This window comes from Vibrio sp. 10N.286.52.C3, assembly GCF_041468865.1.
In the GTDB taxonomy this organism is placed as follows: domain Bacteria; phylum Pseudomonadota; class Gammaproteobacteria; order Enterobacterales; family Vibrionaceae; genus Vibrio; species Vibrio crassostreae_C.
Genome location: NZ_JBFRJM010000016.1, coordinates 58181 through 78684, shown reverse-complemented (window position 1 = coordinate 78684; position 20504 = coordinate 58181). Strand labels below are relative to the sequence as shown.

13 protein-coding genes are annotated in these 20504 nt (G+C 45.4%); 4 read left to right on the top strand and 9 right to left on the bottom strand.

Annotation, left to right across the window (positions count from 1 at the left end; genetic code table 11):
- Window positions 1-23 precede the first annotated feature (23 nt).
- The gene (gene malT / locus AB4138_RS06795; protein WP_017061867.1) at window positions 24-2732 is read right to left on the bottom strand and encodes an HTH-type transcriptional regulator MalT; all 2709 of its coding nucleotides are present in this window, start codon (window positions 2730-2732) and stop codon (window positions 24-26) included.
- Window positions 2733-3299: 567 nt separating this feature from the next.
- On the opposite strand from malT, the gene AB4138_RS06790 reads away from it, so the two are divergent.
- From AB4138_RS06790 to glgB, 3 genes are all read left to right on the top strand, one after another.
- A complete protein-coding gene (locus tag AB4138_RS06790) occupies window positions 3300-5753 on the top strand; it encodes a glycogen/starch/alpha-glucan phosphorylase (RefSeq protein WP_069597239.1) in 2454 nt (817 codons plus the stop codon).
- Between the two features lie 185 nt (window positions 5754-5938).
- On the top strand, window positions 5939-8119 hold the full coding sequence (gene malQ, locus AB4138_RS06785; RefSeq protein WP_017067441.1) for a 4-alpha-glucanotransferase: 2181 nt from the start codon (window positions 5939-5941) through the stop codon (window positions 8117-8119).
- A gap of 174 nt (window positions 8120-8293) precedes the next feature.
- Window positions 8294-10474: a 1,4-alpha-glucan branching protein GlgB gene (glgB, locus tag AB4138_RS06780; protein WP_017064240.1), complete on the top strand. Its 2181-nt coding sequence runs from the start codon at window positions 8294-8296 to the stop codon at window positions 10472-10474.
- A gap of 98 nt (window positions 10475-10572) precedes the next feature.
- Here glgB and AB4138_RS06775 read toward each other — a convergent pair whose 3' ends face one another.
- The 6 genes from AB4138_RS06775 to AB4138_RS06750 all read right to left on the bottom strand — a co-directional run bounded on the left by AB4138_RS06775 (window position 10573) and on the right by AB4138_RS06750 (window position 16173).
- Window positions 10573-11037, bottom strand: coding sequence for a TetR/AcrR family transcriptional regulator (locus tag AB4138_RS06775; RefSeq protein WP_372305412.1), 465 nt, complete (start codon window positions 11035-11037; stop codon window positions 10573-10575).
- Window positions 11038-11260: 223 nt separating this feature from the next.
- Complete coding sequence (locus AB4138_RS06770) at window positions 11261-12100, bottom strand: energy-coupling factor transporter transmembrane protein EcfT (RefSeq protein WP_017064241.1); 840 nt, start codon at window positions 12098-12100, stop codon at window positions 11261-11263.
- Complete coding sequence (locus tag AB4138_RS06765; protein WP_017064242.1) at window positions 12097-13791, bottom strand: ABC transporter ATP-binding protein; 1695 nt, start codon at window positions 13789-13791, stop codon at window positions 12097-12099. The genes AB4138_RS06770 and AB4138_RS06765 overlap by 4 nt, the downstream gene beginning before the upstream one ends.
- Before the next feature lie 6 nt (window positions 13792-13797).
- Complete coding sequence (locus AB4138_RS06760; protein WP_017066579.1) at window positions 13798-14346, bottom strand: ECF-type riboflavin transporter substrate-binding protein; 549 nt, start codon at window positions 14344-14346, stop codon at window positions 13798-13800.
- 301 nt (window positions 14347-14647) lie between these two features.
- The gene (locus tag AB4138_RS06755) at window positions 14648-15778 is read right to left on the bottom strand and encodes an HlyD family secretion protein (RefSeq protein WP_017061874.1); all 1131 of its coding nucleotides are present in this window, start codon (window positions 15776-15778) and stop codon (window positions 14648-14650) included.
- The gene (locus AB4138_RS06750) at window positions 15778-16173 is read right to left on the bottom strand and encodes a DUF3302 domain-containing protein (protein ID WP_017061875.1); all 396 of its coding nucleotides are present in this window, start codon (window positions 16171-16173) and stop codon (window positions 15778-15780) included. The genes AB4138_RS06755 and AB4138_RS06750 overlap by 1 nt, the downstream gene beginning before the upstream one ends.
- Before the next feature lie 250 nt (window positions 16174-16423).
- Here AB4138_RS06750 and AB4138_RS06745 point away from each other — a divergent pair, with 250 nt between their 5' ends.
- Entirely contained in the window at window positions 16424-17326 is a 903-nt protein-coding gene (locus AB4138_RS06745; RefSeq protein ID WP_017061876.1) for a DMT family transporter, read from the top strand.
- Between the two features lie 32 nt (window positions 17327-17358).
- On the opposite strand, the gene AB4138_RS06740 is transcribed toward AB4138_RS06745, so the two are convergent.
- On the bottom strand, window positions 17359-18939 hold the full coding sequence (locus tag AB4138_RS06740; protein ID WP_372305410.1) for a diguanylate cyclase domain-containing protein: 1581 nt from the start codon (window positions 18937-18939) through the stop codon (window positions 17359-17361).
- A complete protein-coding gene (locus AB4138_RS06735; RefSeq protein ID WP_017061878.1) occupies window positions 18939-20408 on the bottom strand; it encodes a hypothetical protein in 1470 nt (489 codons plus the stop codon). The genes AB4138_RS06740 and AB4138_RS06735 overlap by 1 nt, the downstream gene beginning before the upstream one ends.
- Window positions 20409-20504 lie beyond the last annotated feature (96 nt).

Below are 20504 nucleotides of genomic sequence, written 5' to 3'. Positions count from 1 at the left end.
GAATCTCGAATCTCGAATCCGTTTTAGTACCCCATCAACTGCAGCAAGTTCTCCGCTGTGCTGATTGCTTCTTTACGGTTAGCAATGTTGAGCTTTTGGTAAAGGTTACGGATGTGAGTCTTGATTGTGGTACCCGCTACATCGAGTTCTTGAGCGATCTGCTCATTACTGAATCCTGAGTAGATCAGACCAAGTACTTGCCATTCACGCTGGGTGAGTGGGCTAGTACGCACAAGCTCAGGAATGTTCGGGTGATTAACCAAGTTCTCAACAAAGTCTTCATCGAAGTGAACCGAGCGGCTGCGTTGGGTCGCGGAAATATCTTTCATGATTTGTTGTGCGCGGTGACGTTCTAAATCACCTAAGCCTGGCTTGTTGCTCAACTTATCCAAGATATGCCCGATAGTCCCACCGTCTACCAAGAAGTTACCGACCATACCGGTTTGGTTAGTCATATGAAGCGCTTCTTCGAGTAGTATTCGTGCGCTGTCTTCATCGTTAATTTGTGTACGTAACACGGCTTCAACGATCAAGTTGCGGTTGGTGTCTGTAATCAGGTGCGAACGCTGGGCTTCACTCTTAAGGAAGGTCAGCGCTTCTTCTGCGTCTTCATACTGCTCAAGGATGATGTGAGCACGAACGATGTTTCGCCACTGAAGTTGGCAGAAGTGGTTACTTGCCGATTCAGGTCGAACAGCCACACTCAGCCAATCACGGATAGCTTCTTTATCGCCTTTTACTTGCCAGAACAGAATCAAAGAAAGAGAAGCATTTGCCGTCCAATCTACGTGGTAAGTCGATTGACGCAATAGGTGCTGAATCTGGTCGATAAATTTCGACGCTTTATCAATCTCACCACGGCTCAATGAAATACGAGCCAACATAGAATAGCTGTGCAGGTGTTTACTCGGAGAGTGGTGACCAAGGATATCTAAGCCTTTGTAGCAACACTCTTCCGCTTCATCTAGTCGGTTCCAACACCAGAAGATCTGAGCGCGAACACGCAGCAAGAATTCGTGCAGAGGTACGTATTGCAGCTGATGTTCTTCAATCAATTTGAATGCACTGTCTTGTAGCTCAAATGCAGCTTGAACATAACCTTGAGCAATCAAGATTTCGCTTTGTTGCAGAATCGCCCACAGGGCCTGATGGTAAACCTGATACTGACGTGCCAGTTTTTCTGTTTGTTGCATCATCGGTAGCGCACGGCTTAGGTTACCCATTACGTGATTCACTTCGCCCACAACCGAGGTTGCGACAATGCGGCTACGATAAACGGTGGTGTTCAACTGACTCAACGAAAGCTCAGCCAATTCCAATGCTTTCTCAGGCTCATTGCTGTTGATGGCAACTTGTGCGCGTAAGGCGTTGTATTGGCCTTGCTGCTGAGTATCGAGTTCAATGTTTCGCGCTTGATATTGAGTCTCAGCCTCTTCCAACAAAGTACCCACTTGGTCATAACGGTGCTGACTTTGTGCAAGCCAAGCGCGCAACATCGAAAGCTTTGGCTCACTGTATAGTTGATCTGTGGTTAGCTGTTTGATCGCCATTTCTAATGACGAAAGCTCACCTTGGTTGAACATCGGCCAACCGTGCTCAGTCAGGATTTGAATGATCAGTTCTGGATCTTCAGCGCGCTGTGCGTGACGTAGTGCTTGGTGTGGTGTGTTTTGCTTGATCCACGCTTTTGCAGCACTTCGATGCAGTTCAGCTTCTTGCTGAGGAATTCGAGCTTGGCGCTCATGTGCGAGGAATTCACCAAACAAGTTATGGAAACGATACCAGTTCTTTTCACCTTCAAGCGGGTAGATGAACAAACCAAAACGGTTGAGTGATTCGATCATACCTAACGCATCTTCACGCTGTGTAAGTGCACACACAAGCTCATCGTTGAAGTGATCAAGCACAGAACATTGCATCAAGAACTGTCGGGTTTCTTTGTCTAGCAGGTCGAATACTTCTTCAACCAAGTAGTCCCAAAGATGGGCGTGGTTAAAGTGAGAGAATGACTCTGCGGACTGTGCAAGAGTGCGTTTTTGGTGTTGTGCTTGTAGCGCGATAAGTTGTAGTGCAGAAGGCCAACCTTCTACATAACTACAAATGCTATCTGCCGTGGTGTCATCAATGCCGTCGGCTACGCGTTGGTTGAAAAAGCGTGTGGTTTCTTCGGTATCAAACGCCAACGAGTCATTACCTAATTCGATCATTAAGTCACGAACGCGCAGGTTTGCTGTACCAAGTGGTGGCGTACCACGACTGGTGACAACCAACGTTAGGTTATCGGGCATGTGTTTGAGGAAGAAGCGCATGGCTTCGTGGATGTCGTCATTGTTGACCAAGTGATAGTCATCCAACACCAGAAAGCACTCGTGATGGAATTCCGACATCTCGGCAAATACTTCACTTAATAAAGAATGCAGCGATGAAAACTGTCGCTTTTCTGCCAGTTTTTGGGCATTCGGACAGGCATTTTGAGTCGCTTTATTAAGTGATTGAAGTAGGTAGTTGATAAAGCGGAAGGCATCATTGTCGCTATCATCAATGCTGTACCAACCCACATTAGGTTTATCTACCAACCATTGTGCAGCCATGGTGGTTTTGCCGTAGCCCGCTGGAGAGCGGAACAACACAAGCTTATAGCAATCTGCATTGTGAAGCAGATCGAGAACCCTAGGTCGTAGGATTGCATTATGTAAGCGGCCGGGACGAGTCAGTTTCGAAGGGATCCACATATCGAAGTTTTACACCTATTCCGTGGCTATGTTCTGGAATATCCCAATCTATCGTTGAGTGCACTCCAATGACATGAGCCTAATTACTTAAGTCTTTACTCATATTACGTGAAGCCAAACGTTACCGACTACGATCCTCCTCAGAAACCTTGCACTCCTGCATGTTTTTGGGTGTCTACGCCCTTTATTTGAGACTTTGCTCACGTTGCGGGTTGGTTTGTGAATGTGACTTCGTTCATCCCTACACGGGAATCAATGCAAAAGATGAGAGTTGGAAATTATTTTCGTGATCTGAAACTCAGATTTGGCAATGACTTTAAATGGGTTAAATAAAAGTCACATCAATTGAAGTTAAGTTATCGAACGGGAGCTTGTGATCTTAGTCACTCCAAGTTTTTGTTCGCAGTCAGAACATGAGAGTCAGATCACTAACCCTAAGTCGGTACGCCCCCTACGCCCTCCCATCTACTCCTAGTCAGTTGCATTAGCGGGAGGATGTTTAGTTCATGGTGACCATGCACGATATGTCACAGATGAATTAGAACTATTAAAAGCGAGATTTCTGAAATGAAACCAACTCAGCAAAAAACTTTCGATAAAGTGTCATTCCAAGAGAGTGTTAAGAAACATTTATCTGCAACCTACGCAACAACGATTGAAAACGCAGATAGCCGCGCATGGTACCTAGCAATGGGGCGTGCGCTAGCAGAACTCACAACATTTGATCTGTTAGAAACTGAAAATGACGAAAAAATTAAGAACGCGAAGAGCGTTAACTACCTATCACTTGAGTTTTTGATTGGCCGTCTAACAGGTAACAACCTGATCAGCATGGGTCTATACGAACAGATCACTCATGCAATGGAAGAGCTAGGTCAAAACCTAACTGACCTTCTAGAAGAAGAACGTGACCCATCACTAGGTAATGGTGGTCTTGGTCGTCTAGCTGCTTGTTTCATGGATTCTTGTGCCGCTCAAGAATACCCAACAGTAGGCTACGGTCTTCACTACGAATACGGTTTATTCAAGCAGTCTTTCCAAGACGGTCGCCAACAAGAAGCACCTGACGCATGGCGCGGTGTTGAAGGTTACCCATGGGAAGTGGCTCGTCCAGAACTAGCACAACACATTGGTTTTTACGGTCATGTAGAAGTTGAATTCATCGACGGTAAAGAAGTACGTACTTGGGTTCCAGGTATGGAAGTGAAAGCAATGCCTTGGGATCTACCTATCGTAGGTTACGAGTCAAACACGGTTTACCCATTGCGTCTTTGGGAATGTCAGGCAATTGCACCATTCTCACTAGCAAGCTTTAACAACGGTGACTACTTCGAAGCGCAACACTCACTAATCGATGCAGGTAACATCACTAAAGTACTTTATCCGAACGACAACCACGAGAAAGGCAAGACTCTGCGCCTAATGCAGCAGTACTTCCACTCAGCAGCGTCTGTTCGCGATATTCTACGTCGTCACGAAGCAGCAGGTTTCTCTCTAGAAGATCTGCCTAAGCAAGAAACGATTCAGCTTAACGATACGCACCCAACGATTGCGATTCCTGAGCTAATGCGCATCTTGATTGACGAGAAAGGTCTATCTTGGGACCAAGCATGGGAAATCAGTGCTCATACGTTCGCATACACGAACCACACACTACTTCCTGAAGCACTAGAGACTTGGTCTGAATCACTGATCAACCGTCTTCTTCCACGTCACATGGAAATCATTTTTGAAATCAACCACCGCTTCATGCAAGAAGTTCGCAAGATGTGGCCTGGTGACGGTGAGAAGCAAGCGAAGCTTTCTATCATCCAAGAAGGTTTCCACCGCATGGTTCGCATGGCAAACCTATGTGTGATTGGTTCTTACAAAGTAAACGGTGTAGCTGCGCTTCACTCACAACTGGTTAAGAAAGACTTGTTCCCTGAGTTCAACGAAATCTTCCCAGGTAAACTGACTAACGTAACGAACGGCATCACGCCACGTCGTTGGTTGAAGTTCTGTAACCCAGGTCTATCTACGCTAATCACGGGTAAGATCGGCACTGAATGGCCAGCAAAACTTGAGCAGCTAGAAGGCATCGCTAAGTTTGCAACAGACGCGAAATTCCAAAAAGAATTCATGGCTGTTAAGAAAGAAAACAAACAGCGCCTAGCTGATTGGGTTCAAGAGAACATGGGTATCGAGCTAGATACTAACGCTATCTTTGACGTTCAAATCAAACGTCTTCACGAATACAAGCGTCAGCACCTAGATTTGCTACACATTCTATCTCTGTACCACCGTATTCTTAACGAACCTGGTTTCGAGTGTGAGCCACGCGTATGTTTCTTCGCAGCGAAAGCAGCACCGGGTTACCACCTAGCGAAAGAGATCATCTTCGCGGTTAACAAGATTGCAGAGAAGATCAACAACGACCCTCGCATCGGTAACAAACTGAAAGTGGTATTCATTCCTGACTACCGTGTAAGCATGGCTGAAATCATCATCCCTGCAGCAGACGTTTCTCAGCAAATCTCACTAGCGGGTAAAGAAGCATCTGGTACGGGCAACATGAAGATGGCTCTAAACGGCGCGCTAACTATCGGTACGATGGATGGTGCAAACGTTGAGATTCGTGAAGAAGTGGGTGATGAAAACATCTACATCTTCGGCCTAGACGTTGATGGTGTTCAAGCTCTGAAAGCTCAAGGCTACAACCCATACGACTACTACAATGCAGACCCACTACTGAAAGCATCTCTAGACCTACTGACTGGCGATGAGTTCACTCCAGGTCAACCAGGCCTTCTACGTGCAACGTTTGATAGCCTGCTAGACGGTGGTGACCCTTACCTATGTCTTGCTGACTTCGCATCTTACGTGAAAGCGCACGAAGACATGGGCACGCAATACAAAGACCAAGCAGGTTGGGCTAAGAAAGCAATTCTTAACACAGCATTGGTTGGTAAGTTCACATCAGACCGCTCTATCCGCGACTACGTGAACAACATCTGGAAACTTGAAGCGGTTAACCGTTAATACTTCCAAAGTAGCCAAGGCAGTTTCTGCCTTGGCTCAATTAGCTTGTGAGCAAACGAAAGGCTTAAAGGTTTCGTTTATAAACAAGCTGCTTACAAACCGATTGTCACAAGCTAATTGATTAGTAAAAATTAAATTAACAACCCTACAAAATAGAAAGCGTCAGAACGTTTTCGGAGAGAGCGATGAAAGAACAGACCGTATTAAAACAAGTCGCAGAAATGGCAAACATTGCCGACAGTTACGTTAGTGCGTGGGGCGATGAAGCACAAGTATCAGACGAGACGATCACGTCTCTATTGGCTTCGTTGGGCTACGATACAAGCAGCGATGATGCACTGCTTAAGTCAGCAGAAAGAAAACACAAAAAAGATGTACTAGACCCAGTTCTTGTCTTGCGTGACGGTGAGCCAGTAGAAGTAGCGCTTAATCTAGGTGTAAGTGCTCGTGAAAGTGAGTTCAGCTGGCGCTTAGAAACCGAGCAAGGAGAGGTACTTGAAGGCTATCTTCAATCTCAAGTCATTCGTGACGAGCGTGCCGAGGGTGGCCCTTTAGTGTTTGCATTGCCAAGTGATTTGGCATGGGGTTATCACAAGCTCATTGTGAGCCGTAAGCGCCGTAAGAAGCCTTACGAGATGACACTGATTATTACGCCAAAAGCGTGTTTCAAGCAGTCACCAATCGAGCAAGGCAAAAAGCTTTGGGGACCCAGTGTTCAACTTTATACCCTAAGAACTCAGCATAACTGGGGTATTGGTGATTTCGGAGACCTAAAACAGCTTGTTGCGGATATCGCTTCTCGTGGTGGTGACTTCGTTGGTCTAAACCCAATTCACTCATTGTTCCCTGCGAACCCTGAAGGTGCGAGCCCATATAGCCCATCTTCTCGTCGCTGGTTGAACATCTTATACATTGATGTGAGTTCAGTTCCTGAATTTGCACTAAGTGCAGAAGCACAACAAACAGTCGGCAGCGCAGAGTTCCAACAGCGTCTACAAAAAGCGCGTGAAGCACACTGGGTAAACTACACCGAAGTGTCTGAGCTTAAGATGAGCATCTTGCCTCTGCTATTCGCAGAATTTAAGACTCGTCATCTAGACAAAAACAGCGACCGTGCACAAGCGTTCTTAGCCTTCGTAGAAGAGGGTGGCGATAGCCTGATGCATCAAGCGGCGTTTGATGCTCTACATGGTGAACTGCATGCAGAAGATTCTGGCATGTGGGGATGGCCGGTATTCCCTGAGAAGTACCGTACATTCGACAGCCCAGCGACACAGAAATACATCAAAGAGAACTTAGAAAACGTTCATCTGTACATGTACCTGCAATGGCTAGCAGATTGCCAGATCAACGATGCACAGTCTCTTGCAGAAGAGAAGGGCATGGCTGTTGGCCTGTACCGTGACTTAGCGGTAGGTGTTGCAGATTCAGGCAGCGAGACTTGGGCTGACGAAGGCAACCTAGTGATGGATGCGAGCATTGGTGCTCCACCTGATATTCTTGGTCCTTTGGGTCAGAACTGGGGTCTACCTCCGTTAAACCCAGAAGTGCTTCAAGAAACAAGCTACGACGCTTACATCAAGCTACTTCGTGCGAACATGAAGCACTGTGGTGCACTGCGTATCGACCACGTTTTAGGTCTACTGCGCTTGTGGTGGATTCCAAAGGGTGAGAACGCAACTAAGGGCGCGTACATCTACTACCCAGTACAAGATATGCTGTCTATTCTGGCGCTTGAATCTCACCGTTACCAATGTAGCGTTATCGGTGAAGATTTAGGAACGGTACCGGATGAGATTGTCGACATCCTTGCAGATGCTGGCGTGCACTCTTACAAAGTGTTCTTCTTCGAAACATCAGAAGATGACGGTGGTTTCATCTCACCAAAACACTACGCATCACAATCGATGGCGGCACTGTGTACTCACGATATGCCAACGCTTCGTGGCTTCTGGCACTGTGATGACCTGAAAATGGGCCAAGAGATTGGCTTATACCCAGATGCAGAACAATTAGAAACCTTGTTCGATGACCGCCTAGAGTGCAAGCAAGGTATCTTAGATTCAGTAGCATGGCATGGTTTCCTACCAGAAGGTGTGGGCCGCGATGCGAGCCAAGTACCGATGGACTCTTACCTTGCTGAGGCACTTCAACTGCACGTAGCGGCTGGTGGTTCAACACTACTGAGCGTTCAGCTAGAAGATTGGCTAGAGATGGACAAGCCAGTAAACATTCCTGGCACGGTTGATGAATACCCTAACTGGCGTCGTAAACTATCAATGAACTTGGACGAAATATTTGCTCACGAAGGCGTTAATCGTATCGCTTCTAAGCTGACTGACGTTCGAGAAAAAGCCGGTAAGTAATGACGTGAGTGACTTGAAATTAGGTGGTTTTTTGCTTACGCCGTACGAAACTACAACCTCGGTCACTCAATAATGAATGCTCATCTGGTAGAATAAACCGTCGTTATATTGCCCGCACTAATAGCGGGCATTTTTGTATTATGTTTTTTGGATGTTTGGTTAGGGAGAAACGTTTTGGAACTAAGTTCGATTTCAAAGCAAAAACAAATATATACCCAACTATCACAGGCTTGTTTCACAGACCCATTCGCGTTTTTAGGGCCATACCTACCTTCTGAGCAAGGTGCATTACGTGTGTGGATTCCTGGGGCAGATAAAGTCGAGTTGATTGTTGGAAAGGAACCTCGTATTGAGTTAGCGCGAGAGGGTGAAAGTGGTTTCATTCTTAAGCAAGAGAGAGACTTACGTTTTACTCACTATAAGCTTGCGGTTGATTGGGCTGGCGTAGAACAGATCATCGATGATCCTTACCAGTACCACGATCTGTACGCGAGTTATGAAGATCTTCATACACCGAAAGATATGTATCATCACATGGGGGCTCAGTTTATTACGCTAGAGCGTGATGGACAGACGATTTCAGGTACGCGTTTCTTGGTGTACGCACCGCATGCAACTGCGGTAAGCTTGGTGGGTAACTTCAACGCTTGGGATGGTCGCCGCCACCCAATGCAACGCCTAGATTACGGTATGTGGGGCTTATTCATTCCTGAACTGGAAGAAGGCGCTCAATACAAGTTTGAATTAAAAGGACCAAATGGCGAAGGCTTACCACACAAAGCTGACCCATGGGGTTTCTACTCTGAGCAATACCCATCGTTCTCATCTGTAACTTACGATCACGCTCGTTACCAGTGGCAAGATACTCAATGGCAAAATCGCCCGGTAACGCAAAAGCGCAAAGAAGCGCTTTCGTTCTATGAATTGCATGCAGGTTCTTGGAAGCGTAACGCTGAAGGTGAATTCTTAAATTATCGCGAGCTTGCGGCAGAGCTGATCCCATATCTAACGGATCTTGGCTACACGCACGTTGAACTAATGCCAGTTTCAGAACATCCATTCTACGGTTCTTGGGGCTATCAGCCTGTAGGTCTATTTGCACCGACTAGCCGTTTTGGCTCTCCAGATGATTTCAAATACTTCGTCGATCAATGTCACCAAGCGGGTCTTGGCGTTGTTCTGGACTGGGTTCCTGCTCACTTCCCAAGTGATGATCACGGCCTAGCAAACTTCGATGGTACGCCATTATTCCATGATCCAGATCCACGTCGTGGTTGGCATCAAGATTGGAACTCGTACATTTACGATTTAGGCAAAGAGCATGTTCGTCGTTTCTTAGTTTCTAATGCACTGTACTGGTTCGAGCAATTCCACATTGATGGCATCCGTGTTGATGCGGTTGCTTCGATGTTGTACCTCGACTATTCGCGTAGCCATGACCAATGGATCCCGAATGCGGATGGCGGCAACGAAAACTACGACGCTATCGCAACCCTTAAGTGGATGAACGAAGAAGTGTATAAACACTTTCCGAATGCGATGACGATTGCTGAAGAATCAACGGCTTTCCCTGGTGTTTCAGCACCGACTTTTATGGGCGGCTTAGGCTTTGGCTTTAAGTGGAACATGGGTTGGATGCACGACAGCTTGTCTTACATTCAAGAAGACCCAATCAACCGTAAATATCACCACGATACGATTACCTTCCCACTGGTTTACGCACACAGTGAGAATTATGTATTGTCTCTGTCTCACGATGAGGTGGTTTACGGTAAAGGTTCTATCCACAACAAGATGCCTGGTGATGAATGGCAGCAAACGGCAAACCTACGTGCTTATATGGGTTACATGTATGCGCAACCAGGTAAGAAGCTGAACTTCATGGGTGCAGAATTTGGTCAGACGGCTGAATGGAACCATGACGACCAGCTGCAATGGTTTTTGCTGGATTACGAGCGTCATCAAGGTGTTCAGCGTTTAACGAAAGACCTGAACAATCTGTACCGCTCTGAAGCTGCAATGCACGATCTTGATTTTGATCCGAAAGGCTTTGAATGGCGTCTACAGGACTCTGCTGAAGCGAGCATTCTTGCGCACGAGCGCATCAGTGAATCTGGTGAGCGAGTATTGATAGTGTCTAACTTTACGCCAGTGCCTCACGAGCATTTCCGCTTAGGTGTTCCTGCAAAAGGTGAATACGCATTGTTGTTGAATACAGACTCTGTCGACTATGCAGGCAGCGGTTTTGAAGTGAAGCAGACTGCTGAGATTGAATCTGTAGAGAGCGAAGGGCTAGACACATCGATTGAGCTGCGTTTGCCGCCGTTATCGACCGTTTTTTACAAGCTAAATTAGGTCTATAAGTTGAGCAGGTCATCGCTGCTCACTTTTCTGAAAGTCTAAAAAAGGGAACCCTAGGGTTCCCTTTTTCTATTTCAGTAAGCTGGTTAGCGTTACTTGAAGTTGGTGAGATAGAACATTGAGCGTCCGACTACCATTTCAAGGATTCGAACTGAGTCGTTGCCTAAACTGTCCAACATCTTTTCACGAAATTCGCCGTTCGAGCTGAGGTTAAATTGCTCAGGGTTCTTTATTTGCGAAGCATGGAAAAACATCAATTTAATCACGTATCGAAACTGCTCATTATCTAGAGCGGCTTGCCAAGATTGGATAAAAAGCGCTTCCGATGAAAAGTCTAGACTGTCTATAACGATCGATAGCATGTGTTCGTGAAGTACTGAACGAATAGCGCGGGTCGACGGATAATAGCCCTGAAGCGTCGTCAAACTAATGCCAATTTCTTGAGCAATCCTTGCATAAGTTAGTGCTTCATGTCCTTCAGCCAGAAAAAGGTTTAGTACGATCTCATCGTAGTGCTTTTGATTTTCTAGTTTCTGTACTTGAGTAATTCGAGCCATTACAAATCTCTATTGATTGTAACATTCTGTAAAAGAGTATATTAAGAGCTTATGAATTAAATCTCAAACTCCAAGGGTAAATAACAGGTCAATTTATCGTTAAATATAGTCAGTATTGTGTCATTGGTTCAATTATCAATCAGATTTTGGCATAAACAAAAACACCGCCCTATTGAGCGGTGTGTTATTTAAAGTCTTTGTTTATCTATGCTAATTCAGATGACTAGAACGGATACCAAAATAACTGCGGCTCTAGAATGCGTTTCGCAATGGCTAACACCACGATAAAAGCGATGACACCTAAACAAACAAAGTCGATACGTTTCAAAGGTGCATAGCTATACCAAGTGCGAGCTTTGTGTCGGCCAAAACCTCGTAACGTCATTGCGTTAGAGATCTCGTCTGCTCGGTCCAAGCTAGAGAAAATGAGCGGGCCTAGAACCTTAGCCACATTTTTGATTCGAGTAATTAGAGGCGCTTTCTTTGAGAGCTCTACACCACGAGCCTGTTGAGCATGCATGATATTGATGAAGTCTTTCTTAACTTCTGGCAAGTAACGCAGTGTTAAGCTGACCGCATAGGCGATCTTGTAAGGAACACCGATACGGTTGAGGCTAGCTGCAAACTCAGTCGGATGCGTTGTGAAGACAAAAATCAACGCTATCGGGAACATGCTCATGTATTTGAGCGTCACAGTAACCAAGTAAAACAGAGTCTCTTGGCTCAACGAGTAGTTACCCGGCAATGTCAGCAATAAGGTTTTGCTGCCGATGAGCTCAGTACCTTGCTGTGGAGCCAGCAGATACATGAACAAAGCATTTAGGCTCAATACACTCGCCGTACCCAATAACAGAGGCTTATATACGCGTACAGGCACATTGGTCAGCTTTAGCAGGTATAAACCAGTCACAATAAGCAGTGCAATCAATCTTAGGTCGAACGTAGTTAAGACCACGGTTACCCAAGCTAAGAAGAGCGCAAATTTGGTGATGCCGTTAAGTGCATGAAGCGGTGATTTTGTATCAATGTAATTGATGCCGAATTTTACTTTTGATACGTTCATTGAGCGCTTCTCTCGTAGTCGATGAAGTACTGCATGAATGCGTTGGTGTCGTCGATTTTCATCATAGTCGCGAGTTCATAAATGCTGGTGGTACAAAGATTTGCGCGTTCTAACAGCGATGGCTGACTGAATACTTCCGTCATCGCGGCATTGGCAATCAGCTTGCTGTCAGCAATGACAATTGAGCGTGTGGTGTACTCTAGAACAAGGTGCATGTCGTGTGAAATGATCACGACGGTGATACCTAACTCGCGGTTAAGCTTTTGGATAAACGCCAGCATTGAGGTGTAGTTGCGGTAATCTTGACCCGCTGTTGGTTCATCCAAGATCAGAAGCTCTGGCTCCAATACTAAGATAGAAGCGATCGTTACGCGTTTTTTCTGACCGTAGCTTAGCGCTTCGATTGGCCAGTGGCGGAACTTGCTCAAGCCACACAGCTCAAGAACGTTTTCCACCTTCTCTTTGATTTCCTGCTCTGCAACCCCACGATTACGCAGACCGAATGCAACTTCATCAAAAATCATATGATGAGAGATCATATGATTTGGGTTCTGCATCACGACACCGACTTTCTGGCTTCTTTCAAAGATAGAAAGCTCAGATAGGTCTTCACCATTTAGATAGGAAGAGCCTGAATCGGCATCGATCACACCCATGATGAGTTTAGTGATGGTAGATTTGCCTGAACCGTTTTTGCCTAAGATTGAAACGAACTCACCCTTACCAATCTTAAAGCTGACATCTTCGAGAGCGTTCTTTTCACCATCGTAAGAGTAAGTCAGGCCGTGGACCTCAAGCAAAGGTTGGTACTGCTTCTCGGCAACTGGAGTCGGGCGCTCTGCAAACCAAGCCTGAACCGCAGGGCGGAATCTTTTGTAATCGAGAGCTTTGAGGTTTGATAGCTTATCTTCACTGGTCAAAGGTGCTTTCGCTGCCTTCAGAGCAGATAAATAAAGTGGTTCACGAATACCGTGTGTTTCAAGCAGTTCAGAAGCTAAGATTTCATCGGGTGTCATGTCCGCGACAATTTCACCGCGCTCCATCAAGATCACTCGATCGATATCGCGATGTAGTACATCTTCAAGGCGATGCTCGATGATGACTATAGTCTTGTTGGTTTCTTTATGAAGTTGGTCGATGATTTCGATAGTCGCTTTACCCGTTTTCGGGTCAAGGCTAGCCAAAGGTTCATCAAACAACAGGATGTCAACGTCATCAACTAAGATGCCCGCTAATGACACGCGTTGTTTCTGGCCGCCGGATAAATCATGTGGCGAGCGATCAAGCATATCTGCTAAGTCGACCATTTTTGCTGTCGACTTAACCAGAGGGTACATATCAATGTTCGACACTAACTGATTTTCCAGTGCGAATGCGATGTCTTCGCCAATACTCAAACCGACAAATTGGCTATCAGTATCTTGTAATACTGTGCCAACCTGCTCGGTATAGTCGTGCATAGAAAAATCAGAAATGTTCTTACCGTTGATCTCTAGAGAGCCAGTCACCTCACCTTTGATAGCATGAGGAATCAGACCGTTAAGGCATTGACCTAGGGTAGATTTACCACTACCGCTTGGTCCAATAATGACGATTTTCTCTCCTTTCTCTATCCTTAGATTGATATTTTTTAGCGTCGGTTTATCCAGCGACTCATATCTAAAAGAGAAGTTCGAAAATGCTATAGTCATTATCGCTTATGCCTCAGTCAGGTTACGGCTTTGTTTGTTGCGTTTAGCGACTGATTTTAGGATCAGTAAGCCAACAACAGCGATCAGAACGGTGTTACCCGCAGCAATGATAGAGAGTTGAGTGAAGACTTTAGTAAACGGTTCTGCATAAAGGATGGTATCTAGGAATGCAGAGCAGCCGTAACCAACCACATTACCGGCAAGGGCAAGTACCACAAACAGCGCGAAGTCCTTCATAGGCAACTCACCTTGCTGAAGGCGGTTCTTGGTCAACATCGGGAATAAGCCGATAACCATGCCTACGATACCTGAGCCTAAAACCCAAGTTAACCACACACCCCAGCCTGCGAACAGATCCGTTACCCAGTGACCGATAAAGCCAACTAAGAAGCCAACAATAGGGCCGAACAAAACAGAAAACAGTGCTAGAACTGCCATTGCTGGTTTCAATGTCGTGTTAGCAAACACTGGGACACCAAACATAGGTAAACCACCAATGCCGTACAGTGCCGCGCCAATGGCGATAACGACCACTGTTTTAGCTGAAAAGTTCATAGATAACCTCGAATTCTGAAAAATAAAGCAAAATAAAGAATAAATATTCGCCATTATTAATATGCGTCTCAATGAGAACGTTTTTTGGGCAAATATAAAAAATAAGGCGCGCATTATACAGTAGAACCCTTCCATAAGGGAAGGTAAGTGTCTAGATGTCTAAAATTCCATCTGAACACCTAAATATCGTGTAAAAAGCGTAATTTACGGTTAATCCAGCAACAAAAAAGTCAGAGCGAGTCTGACTTTTTCATTCGTCTTAACAATGTGTTAAGCGGGTTCGTCACGTACCTTTGACCGTTTAGTGGTCTAGGTATAGATAGTTTTGCCAACTCTTCATGCGAATAAGGACCTTGCGCATGATTGAAACGTGGGTGAAGCTGTCAGAATAAACGGCAACTTCAACCGCGGTACCCATAGGTAAATGGTAGTCAGACAGGTCATCAGTGATGGTCATTTTAGCAAATACGCGTCCATTAGTACGAAGTGCATTGGTACCAATAAGTGTCCCGCGCGCTTGAATTTGACTCTCACCAATAGCTGGGATTATTTCATCAATGCGTCCTTTGAAAATCTTGCCTGGTAGTGCTCTGAATAAAAATTCAGCTTCGAAACCAGGATGCAGTCGTTGCAATGAGTTTTGTCTGAATGCTGCGATGTAGTATTTTTCTTCCGTATGGACAAATGTCATGACAGGAGCAAGAGGTAGCGGTACAGCCATTACGCCTGGACGCAGTGCTAGTTGTGTAACATATCCATCCGTTGGTGCTCTCACGACCGTTTGGTCAAGGTTGAATTGAGCCTTACGTAAGTCTGCAAGTAATCCTGCCACTGCGGTGTTCTCGCCACCAATTTCAGAATTTAGAGCGATCTGAGCTTGTTGTTGACTTGCTTCTGCTACTTTTACTGCTGCTTCCGATGCCTTATAAGCTTGTCTACGAGTATCCAATTGTTGTTCGGTAAACGCACCACTTTCAAAGCCACGCTTATAACGAGAAAATTCGCGTTGCGCTTTGTCTCTTTCTGCAATCGCTTTGATTTTAGCAGCTTCAGCTTCAGCAACTTGAGATTCAAGCCCAAGTGCTCCTTGGCTTGCTTCTTTTACTTTCGCTTCGAGCTTAGCGACTTCTGCTTCAAAAGGGATAGGGTCAATTTTAAAGAGGATGTCTCCTTTCTTTAAAGGAGAATTCGCCTCAACAGGAACCTCAATGACTTTACCTCTAACGCCTGAAACAATTGGAGTCGTTGAGTAAACTTGGTTGCCAAGTTGTGTGAAAGGATGGTTGTAGTTCATTAATAGGATCAATGTTCCTACGATGACCACACCACCGAGCACTGCGGTAGGCACTGTCCATTTGTTTAGTGGGATATTAAATACTTTGAAAATAGTGATACAAAGTGCCGCGTAGGTCATTATCAGTAGTAAATCCATTACTTAGCCTCCTGATCTTGAACGTTGTTTGACTCTTTTTTTGTGCTGCTTTGTTTAGTATTTGCTTGTTTGAGCTGTGCGATCTCTTCTTGAAGGGTGCTAACTTGATCGATTAAAACATCCACTCGGTGATGAATATCGTGCTGCTCTTCTTCGAGTTTTTCGAAGCCCCAGCCTCGGTCTTTCCGCCATAATGTTGCCCAAATCCATAGAAAGGGCCAAATTGTGTGCAAAGTGAATAGGCTAACCCAGCCTGAGACGTGAATTGCGTCTTGGTGAGGATGATTACGTTCTTTGGCTATTTCATAAGGGATATCGTGAATAACGATGATGCCGTAAAAGATGACTAGAGCAACGAAAATGAGTAAGCCGAGTGCAAAGTAGTCTAAAAACATAACAGATCCTTGTAATGTTAGATGTTAGTTATAAATATAGTACGCTATCATCCAAGTAATTGTTATAAAAATGATTTACTGAGTTATAAATAATGAGTGTTCGCTTCTAATGTGAGCAAAACCATTGACGAATCTTATAAAATCTCATCGCGTTTGAAGAGGCTATTTCGGCTTTCTGGTTGGTATTTTAGCTGAAATGATGACAGCTACGATTCTAAATGACGTGCACAACCACAAAGGATAAACACGGATGTATATAGGTGAATTGGCGGCTATTGGTGCTGCGATTGTGTGGGCGTGTGCGACATGGATTTATGGACAGTTTGGTCATCGCTTCTCTGCGATGCAATTGAACATTGTTAAGGGTGTAGTGGCGTCAGGGATGATGTTGCTGGTGATGCCTCTTATTCCGATGCCGGAGTTTGAACTGAGTACCAACCATTTTCTGATATTGGCAATTTCAGGTGTGATTGGCATTGCGATTGGAGATAGCGCCTATTTTGCGGCGTTGAAAAGAATCGGTGCCAATAAGACGCTGTTACTGGAATCTTTAGCCCCGCCTCTTTCTGGTGTGCTGGCATTAATGTTCCTGGGCGCTGTATTGACAGTGCAAAGTTGGCTCGGTGTCGTGATTACAACACTAGCGGTGACCTTCGTTGTCTTCCAGCCATCAAAATCGGCGAGCGGTGAATCGAATAACAAAGCGCAGTGGGGTGGCATTGGTTATGGGCTTGTGGCGAGTGTCTGTCAGGCATCTGGTGTGGTTATTTCTCATTACGCGTTAGTGGCGGGTGATATCCCACCATTGTTAGGTGCTTTGATTCGCCTGACGATTGGCGTGTTTGCTGTGATGCTGATTATCCCTTTCGTTGAAAAGAAGCCGTATTCATCGATAAAAAGAGATTTATGGGAAATGACCAAGCTCGATAAACTGTGGTTATTAGGAGCAATCTTTGTCGGGACGTTTCTCGCTCTATGGCTTCAACAAGTGGCGTTGAAGAATGCTAACCCTGCGATTGCACAAACGTTGATAGCGACCAGCCCGGTCTTTATTTTGGTGATTTATGCGCTGAAAGGGGAGAAGGTGTCAAAGCAAAGTATCATAGGCACACTTGCCGCCCTTGCTGGTATTTCTCTGTTCTTTTATCAATAAGCAGTTGGCCTAAGCTACAGAGCTATATGCCACTACTCTGTACACACTTGATTACGGCCGTTGGCTTTAGCTCGGTATAGCGCTTTATCGGCACGGTAGAAGGTACGTTGAGTATTCTCTCCGTCACGATGCAAAGTGATACCAATACTCACGGTCAAACCGCGCTCCCCAAGTATCTCATGCCAACCGAATTGGAAAATGCGCTCTCGATAATTTTCAGAGTGCATTTCTGCCTTCGGAAGATCAGTGTTCTCTAGAATGACGAGGAACTCTTCTCCACCAAATCTGACACATGACGCGCCTCTAAACTTAAAGTATGAACGTAGCTCTTGAGACACACTAACAATCGCTTTATCGCCCACTAAGTGACTCAGTTCATCATTGATAGACTTGAAGTGGTCAATATCAATAACCATCAGCGCGAAAGAGGTATCGTGCAGCAGCATGTCTTTCAGTTTCACATCTAACCAGCGGCGGTTGTGCAACCCTGTTAATGGATCTGTGAATACGTCTTGTTGAAGCTGAGCCACCGCATTCTTGTGTTGTTCGGTTGTCTCTTTGAGCTCTTTGTTCTCTTGTTCAGAGAGAATGAGTTTGAGTTGTAACTCAAAACGAGACAGTCGGCGTAGCTGGCTTGCACCGAGTTCACTGATCGGGATCTGCTTCATCAGATCGGTTTCAATTCGGTAGCCTTTTTTCTCATAGCTTAGCGCTTCTTGAAAACGCCCTTGATTCATACACACATCACTCAGCGAATCGTAGAATCGTTTTGCAAGTACTGGCGACGAGTAGGCTTTCACGCGTTTGTCTGTGCTCGACAAAATCATGCTCGCGTAGTCTTGCTTGCCGGTTGCACTTAGGCAATGTGCGATCTCTAGACGAGTCATGGTTGCAAGCCAGCTTGCTTGAGTGCTGTTGGCTGGGTATTGAACCTTAGACAGACAGCGTAGCGCTTCATGGTGTTTTTTCTTAGCGCGCAGCACCTTTGCTTGGTAAAGCAGTATTTGAGCTGTGAGCAACTTGTCACTGACCAAAATACTCAGTTCTTCGCACTCATTCAGTAAATCGCTGGCTGCTGTAATGCGATTGAGTAGAAGTAGGCTTGCTACCATATGCAGCTTGAATTTGAGGCGAAGTGAGCGACTGCTTATCGCATGGTCTATGCTGCTGATTTTTTGGTAGTAACGAAGTGCTCTGTTGTGATCGCCATAGGAATCACACAGGTTGCCCATGCCTAAAATAGCTAATACATACTCATCGATATGACCGTGTTCAACCGCGATAGTCGATGAACTGACGAATTCATTGAGTGCTGAGGTGTAATCACCAGTTTCAACTAAGCGGTCACTTAAACTGGTTTTGACTGTCAGAATATCTTCGATATCGGCAGGAAGGTGGAGCAGATCGAGTGCTCGTCTCAACTCTTCGATACTGGTTTGATTTTGTTGTAACTCGGCACGGTATTCAGAGCTAATGATATAGCAGTGCGCTTGCTCTGTTTGCGTCGTCGAAACGTGCTGACGAATGTGGTTCCAGAAGATGATCGCTTCTTCACCTGATACTGATGAAGGGTCTAAACCGGCGTCTGTGATCTTGCTTAATAGAGTTTCCATTATTCTATTACCTCAGCATCGTCTTCTTCTAATTGTTCAAGCGTGAACGGGAACGTCAAAATATCATTGAGGCTGACGGTCGGTTTCGAACCCTTTAGTCCTTTTCTATGCCATGGATAGATATCAAGCATGGTGCTGAGAGTTTGGAAGGTTTGCTCTGCGGCTTCGCCTTTTTCGGAAAGCATAAGGGCCACACGTTCAGAACTTAGCCTTGCGATGAAGTCATTCTGGTTACATAAAGCATGAGCAATCTCGGTACAGACATCTAAGTAATCAGTATCGACATGATGGAACATAATGATGCTGTGGTTTGAACGTTTAAGCTCTGTCTTGAACAGCACCAACTTTTCCCACCAAAAGGTTTCAGAGACAACGTAAGAGAGGTGCTTCTCAGGATCGTACTCGTGCTGACCGCGAATACGATTAATCAGTTTTCGTGCTCTCTGTTCAAGTTGGCGTTTTGAACTGCGTGCTTTGTCCAAACCGACACGTGTCGTTTGCTCTTTGAGCATGCCGATAGAATATTGACGGTACTTTTTAAAGGCGACGAGCGCGGCTTGGAAGTCTTGGTTTTCTTCCGCCACCAAGGATTGTTGGTAACAGATTTGGCTCAGCAACTCGCCATTATCGAACTCGTTTGCGGATTGTTCTGCGAGCCTCAGTAATTCCGCCGCTTGTTCTGGTCTTTTTCTCAGGAGCTCCAATCTAGCTCGGCTGATGTATGAGTGCGCCTTCATCCAAACTAGGTTGTGTTCAACTGCCAGATTGTGCGCTTTGGCCGTGGCGCGCTCCGCGTCATCTAAGCGTTCAAGACCAAGTAGGGCAAGGCCTCGAAAGTCCCATACCTCTGCATGCCAAGTGTTATCTTTATGGTCTTTTAATGCTTCTTCTGCACCGTCCAATACCGACAGCATTTCAACATAGTTGTTGAGCAGGTAGTAATCCCACGCAAGCAGTATTCTGGCTTTACCCTCTAACCAACCAATGCGGCTGTTGTTAGCAACTTTAACGGCAAGCTGGTGGGTAGAACGTGCAAGTTTATATTCGTGGGTCATCCGCCAAATATTGCCAAGGCCAATGAGGCATTCAATTTGAATTTCGACTTCATCAACCAACGCGGACTGCTCTAAAGCATTGATCCAGAACTGTTGGGCGGAATAGTACTTGGCTTGTCCCCAGAACTGGAGCGCGTGTAAATGGAGGATTTCAGGGAGAAAAAGATCGGTATCTAATCGGCTTTGGCGCTTGTAGGCTTCCTTGATGTATTTTAAACCTTTTTGGTAATCCATCAGGTTCCAGCTACATCTTGCCATTAACATTAATGACTGGATGGCACCCTCTTCAAACAGAACTTGCTCTGATCGGACTAGGCACTGTTGGGCAATCTCTAGGATCACCGATGGCTCAGAGTCGACACGAGTTTTGAGTTTTTCTAATTCTGTTTCAAGAAGGTACTGATTTTTGTCCAAGACTTACATCCATGATTATCGAACATATTGATAACACAATCATTATAAGAGTGTAATTTGAGATAAGCACCAATTATCTTTCGTAGAGCGTCAAAG

Excerpts from the sequence above, each read along its gene's own strand:
- AB4138_RS06775 (WP_372305412.1), bottom strand. The coding sequence starts at position 11,037 with ATGGCTCGAATTACTCAAGTACAGAAACTAGAAAATCAAAAGCACTAC.
- malT (WP_017061867.1), bottom strand. The coding sequence starts at position 2,732 with ATGTGGATCCCTTCGAAACTGACTCGTCCCGGCCGCTTACATAATGCA.
- AB4138_RS06745 (WP_017061876.1), top strand. The coding sequence starts at position 16,424 with ATGTATATAGGTGAATTGGCGGCTATTGGTGCTGCGATTGTGTGGGCG.
- AB4138_RS06770 (WP_017064241.1), bottom strand. The coding sequence starts at position 12,100 with ATGAACGTATCAAAAGTAAAATTCGGCATCAATTACATTGATACAAAA.
- AB4138_RS06760 (WP_017066579.1), bottom strand. The coding sequence starts at position 14,346 with ATGAACTTTTCAGCTAAAACAGTGGTCGTTATCGCCATTGGCGCGGCA.
- AB4138_RS06755 (WP_017061874.1), bottom strand. The coding sequence starts at position 15,778 with ATGGATTTACTACTGATAATGACCTACGCGGCACTTTGTATCACTATT.
- AB4138_RS06750 (WP_017061875.1), bottom strand. The coding sequence starts at position 16,173 with ATGTTTTTAGACTACTTTGCACTCGGCTTACTCATTTTCGTTGCTCTA.
- AB4138_RS06740 (WP_372305410.1), bottom strand. The coding sequence starts at position 18,939 with ATGGAAACTCTATTAAGCAAGATCACAGACGCCGGTTTAGACCCTTCA.
- malQ (WP_017067441.1), top strand. The coding sequence starts at position 5,939 with ATGAAAGAACAGACCGTATTAAAACAAGTCGCAGAAATGGCAAACATT.
- AB4138_RS06765 (WP_017064242.1), bottom strand. The coding sequence starts at position 13,791 with ATGACTATAGCATTTTCGAACTTCTCTTTTAGATATGAGTCGCTGGAT.
- AB4138_RS06790 (WP_069597239.1), top strand. The coding sequence starts at position 3,300 with ATGAAACCAACTCAGCAAAAAACTTTCGATAAAGTGTCATTCCAAGAG.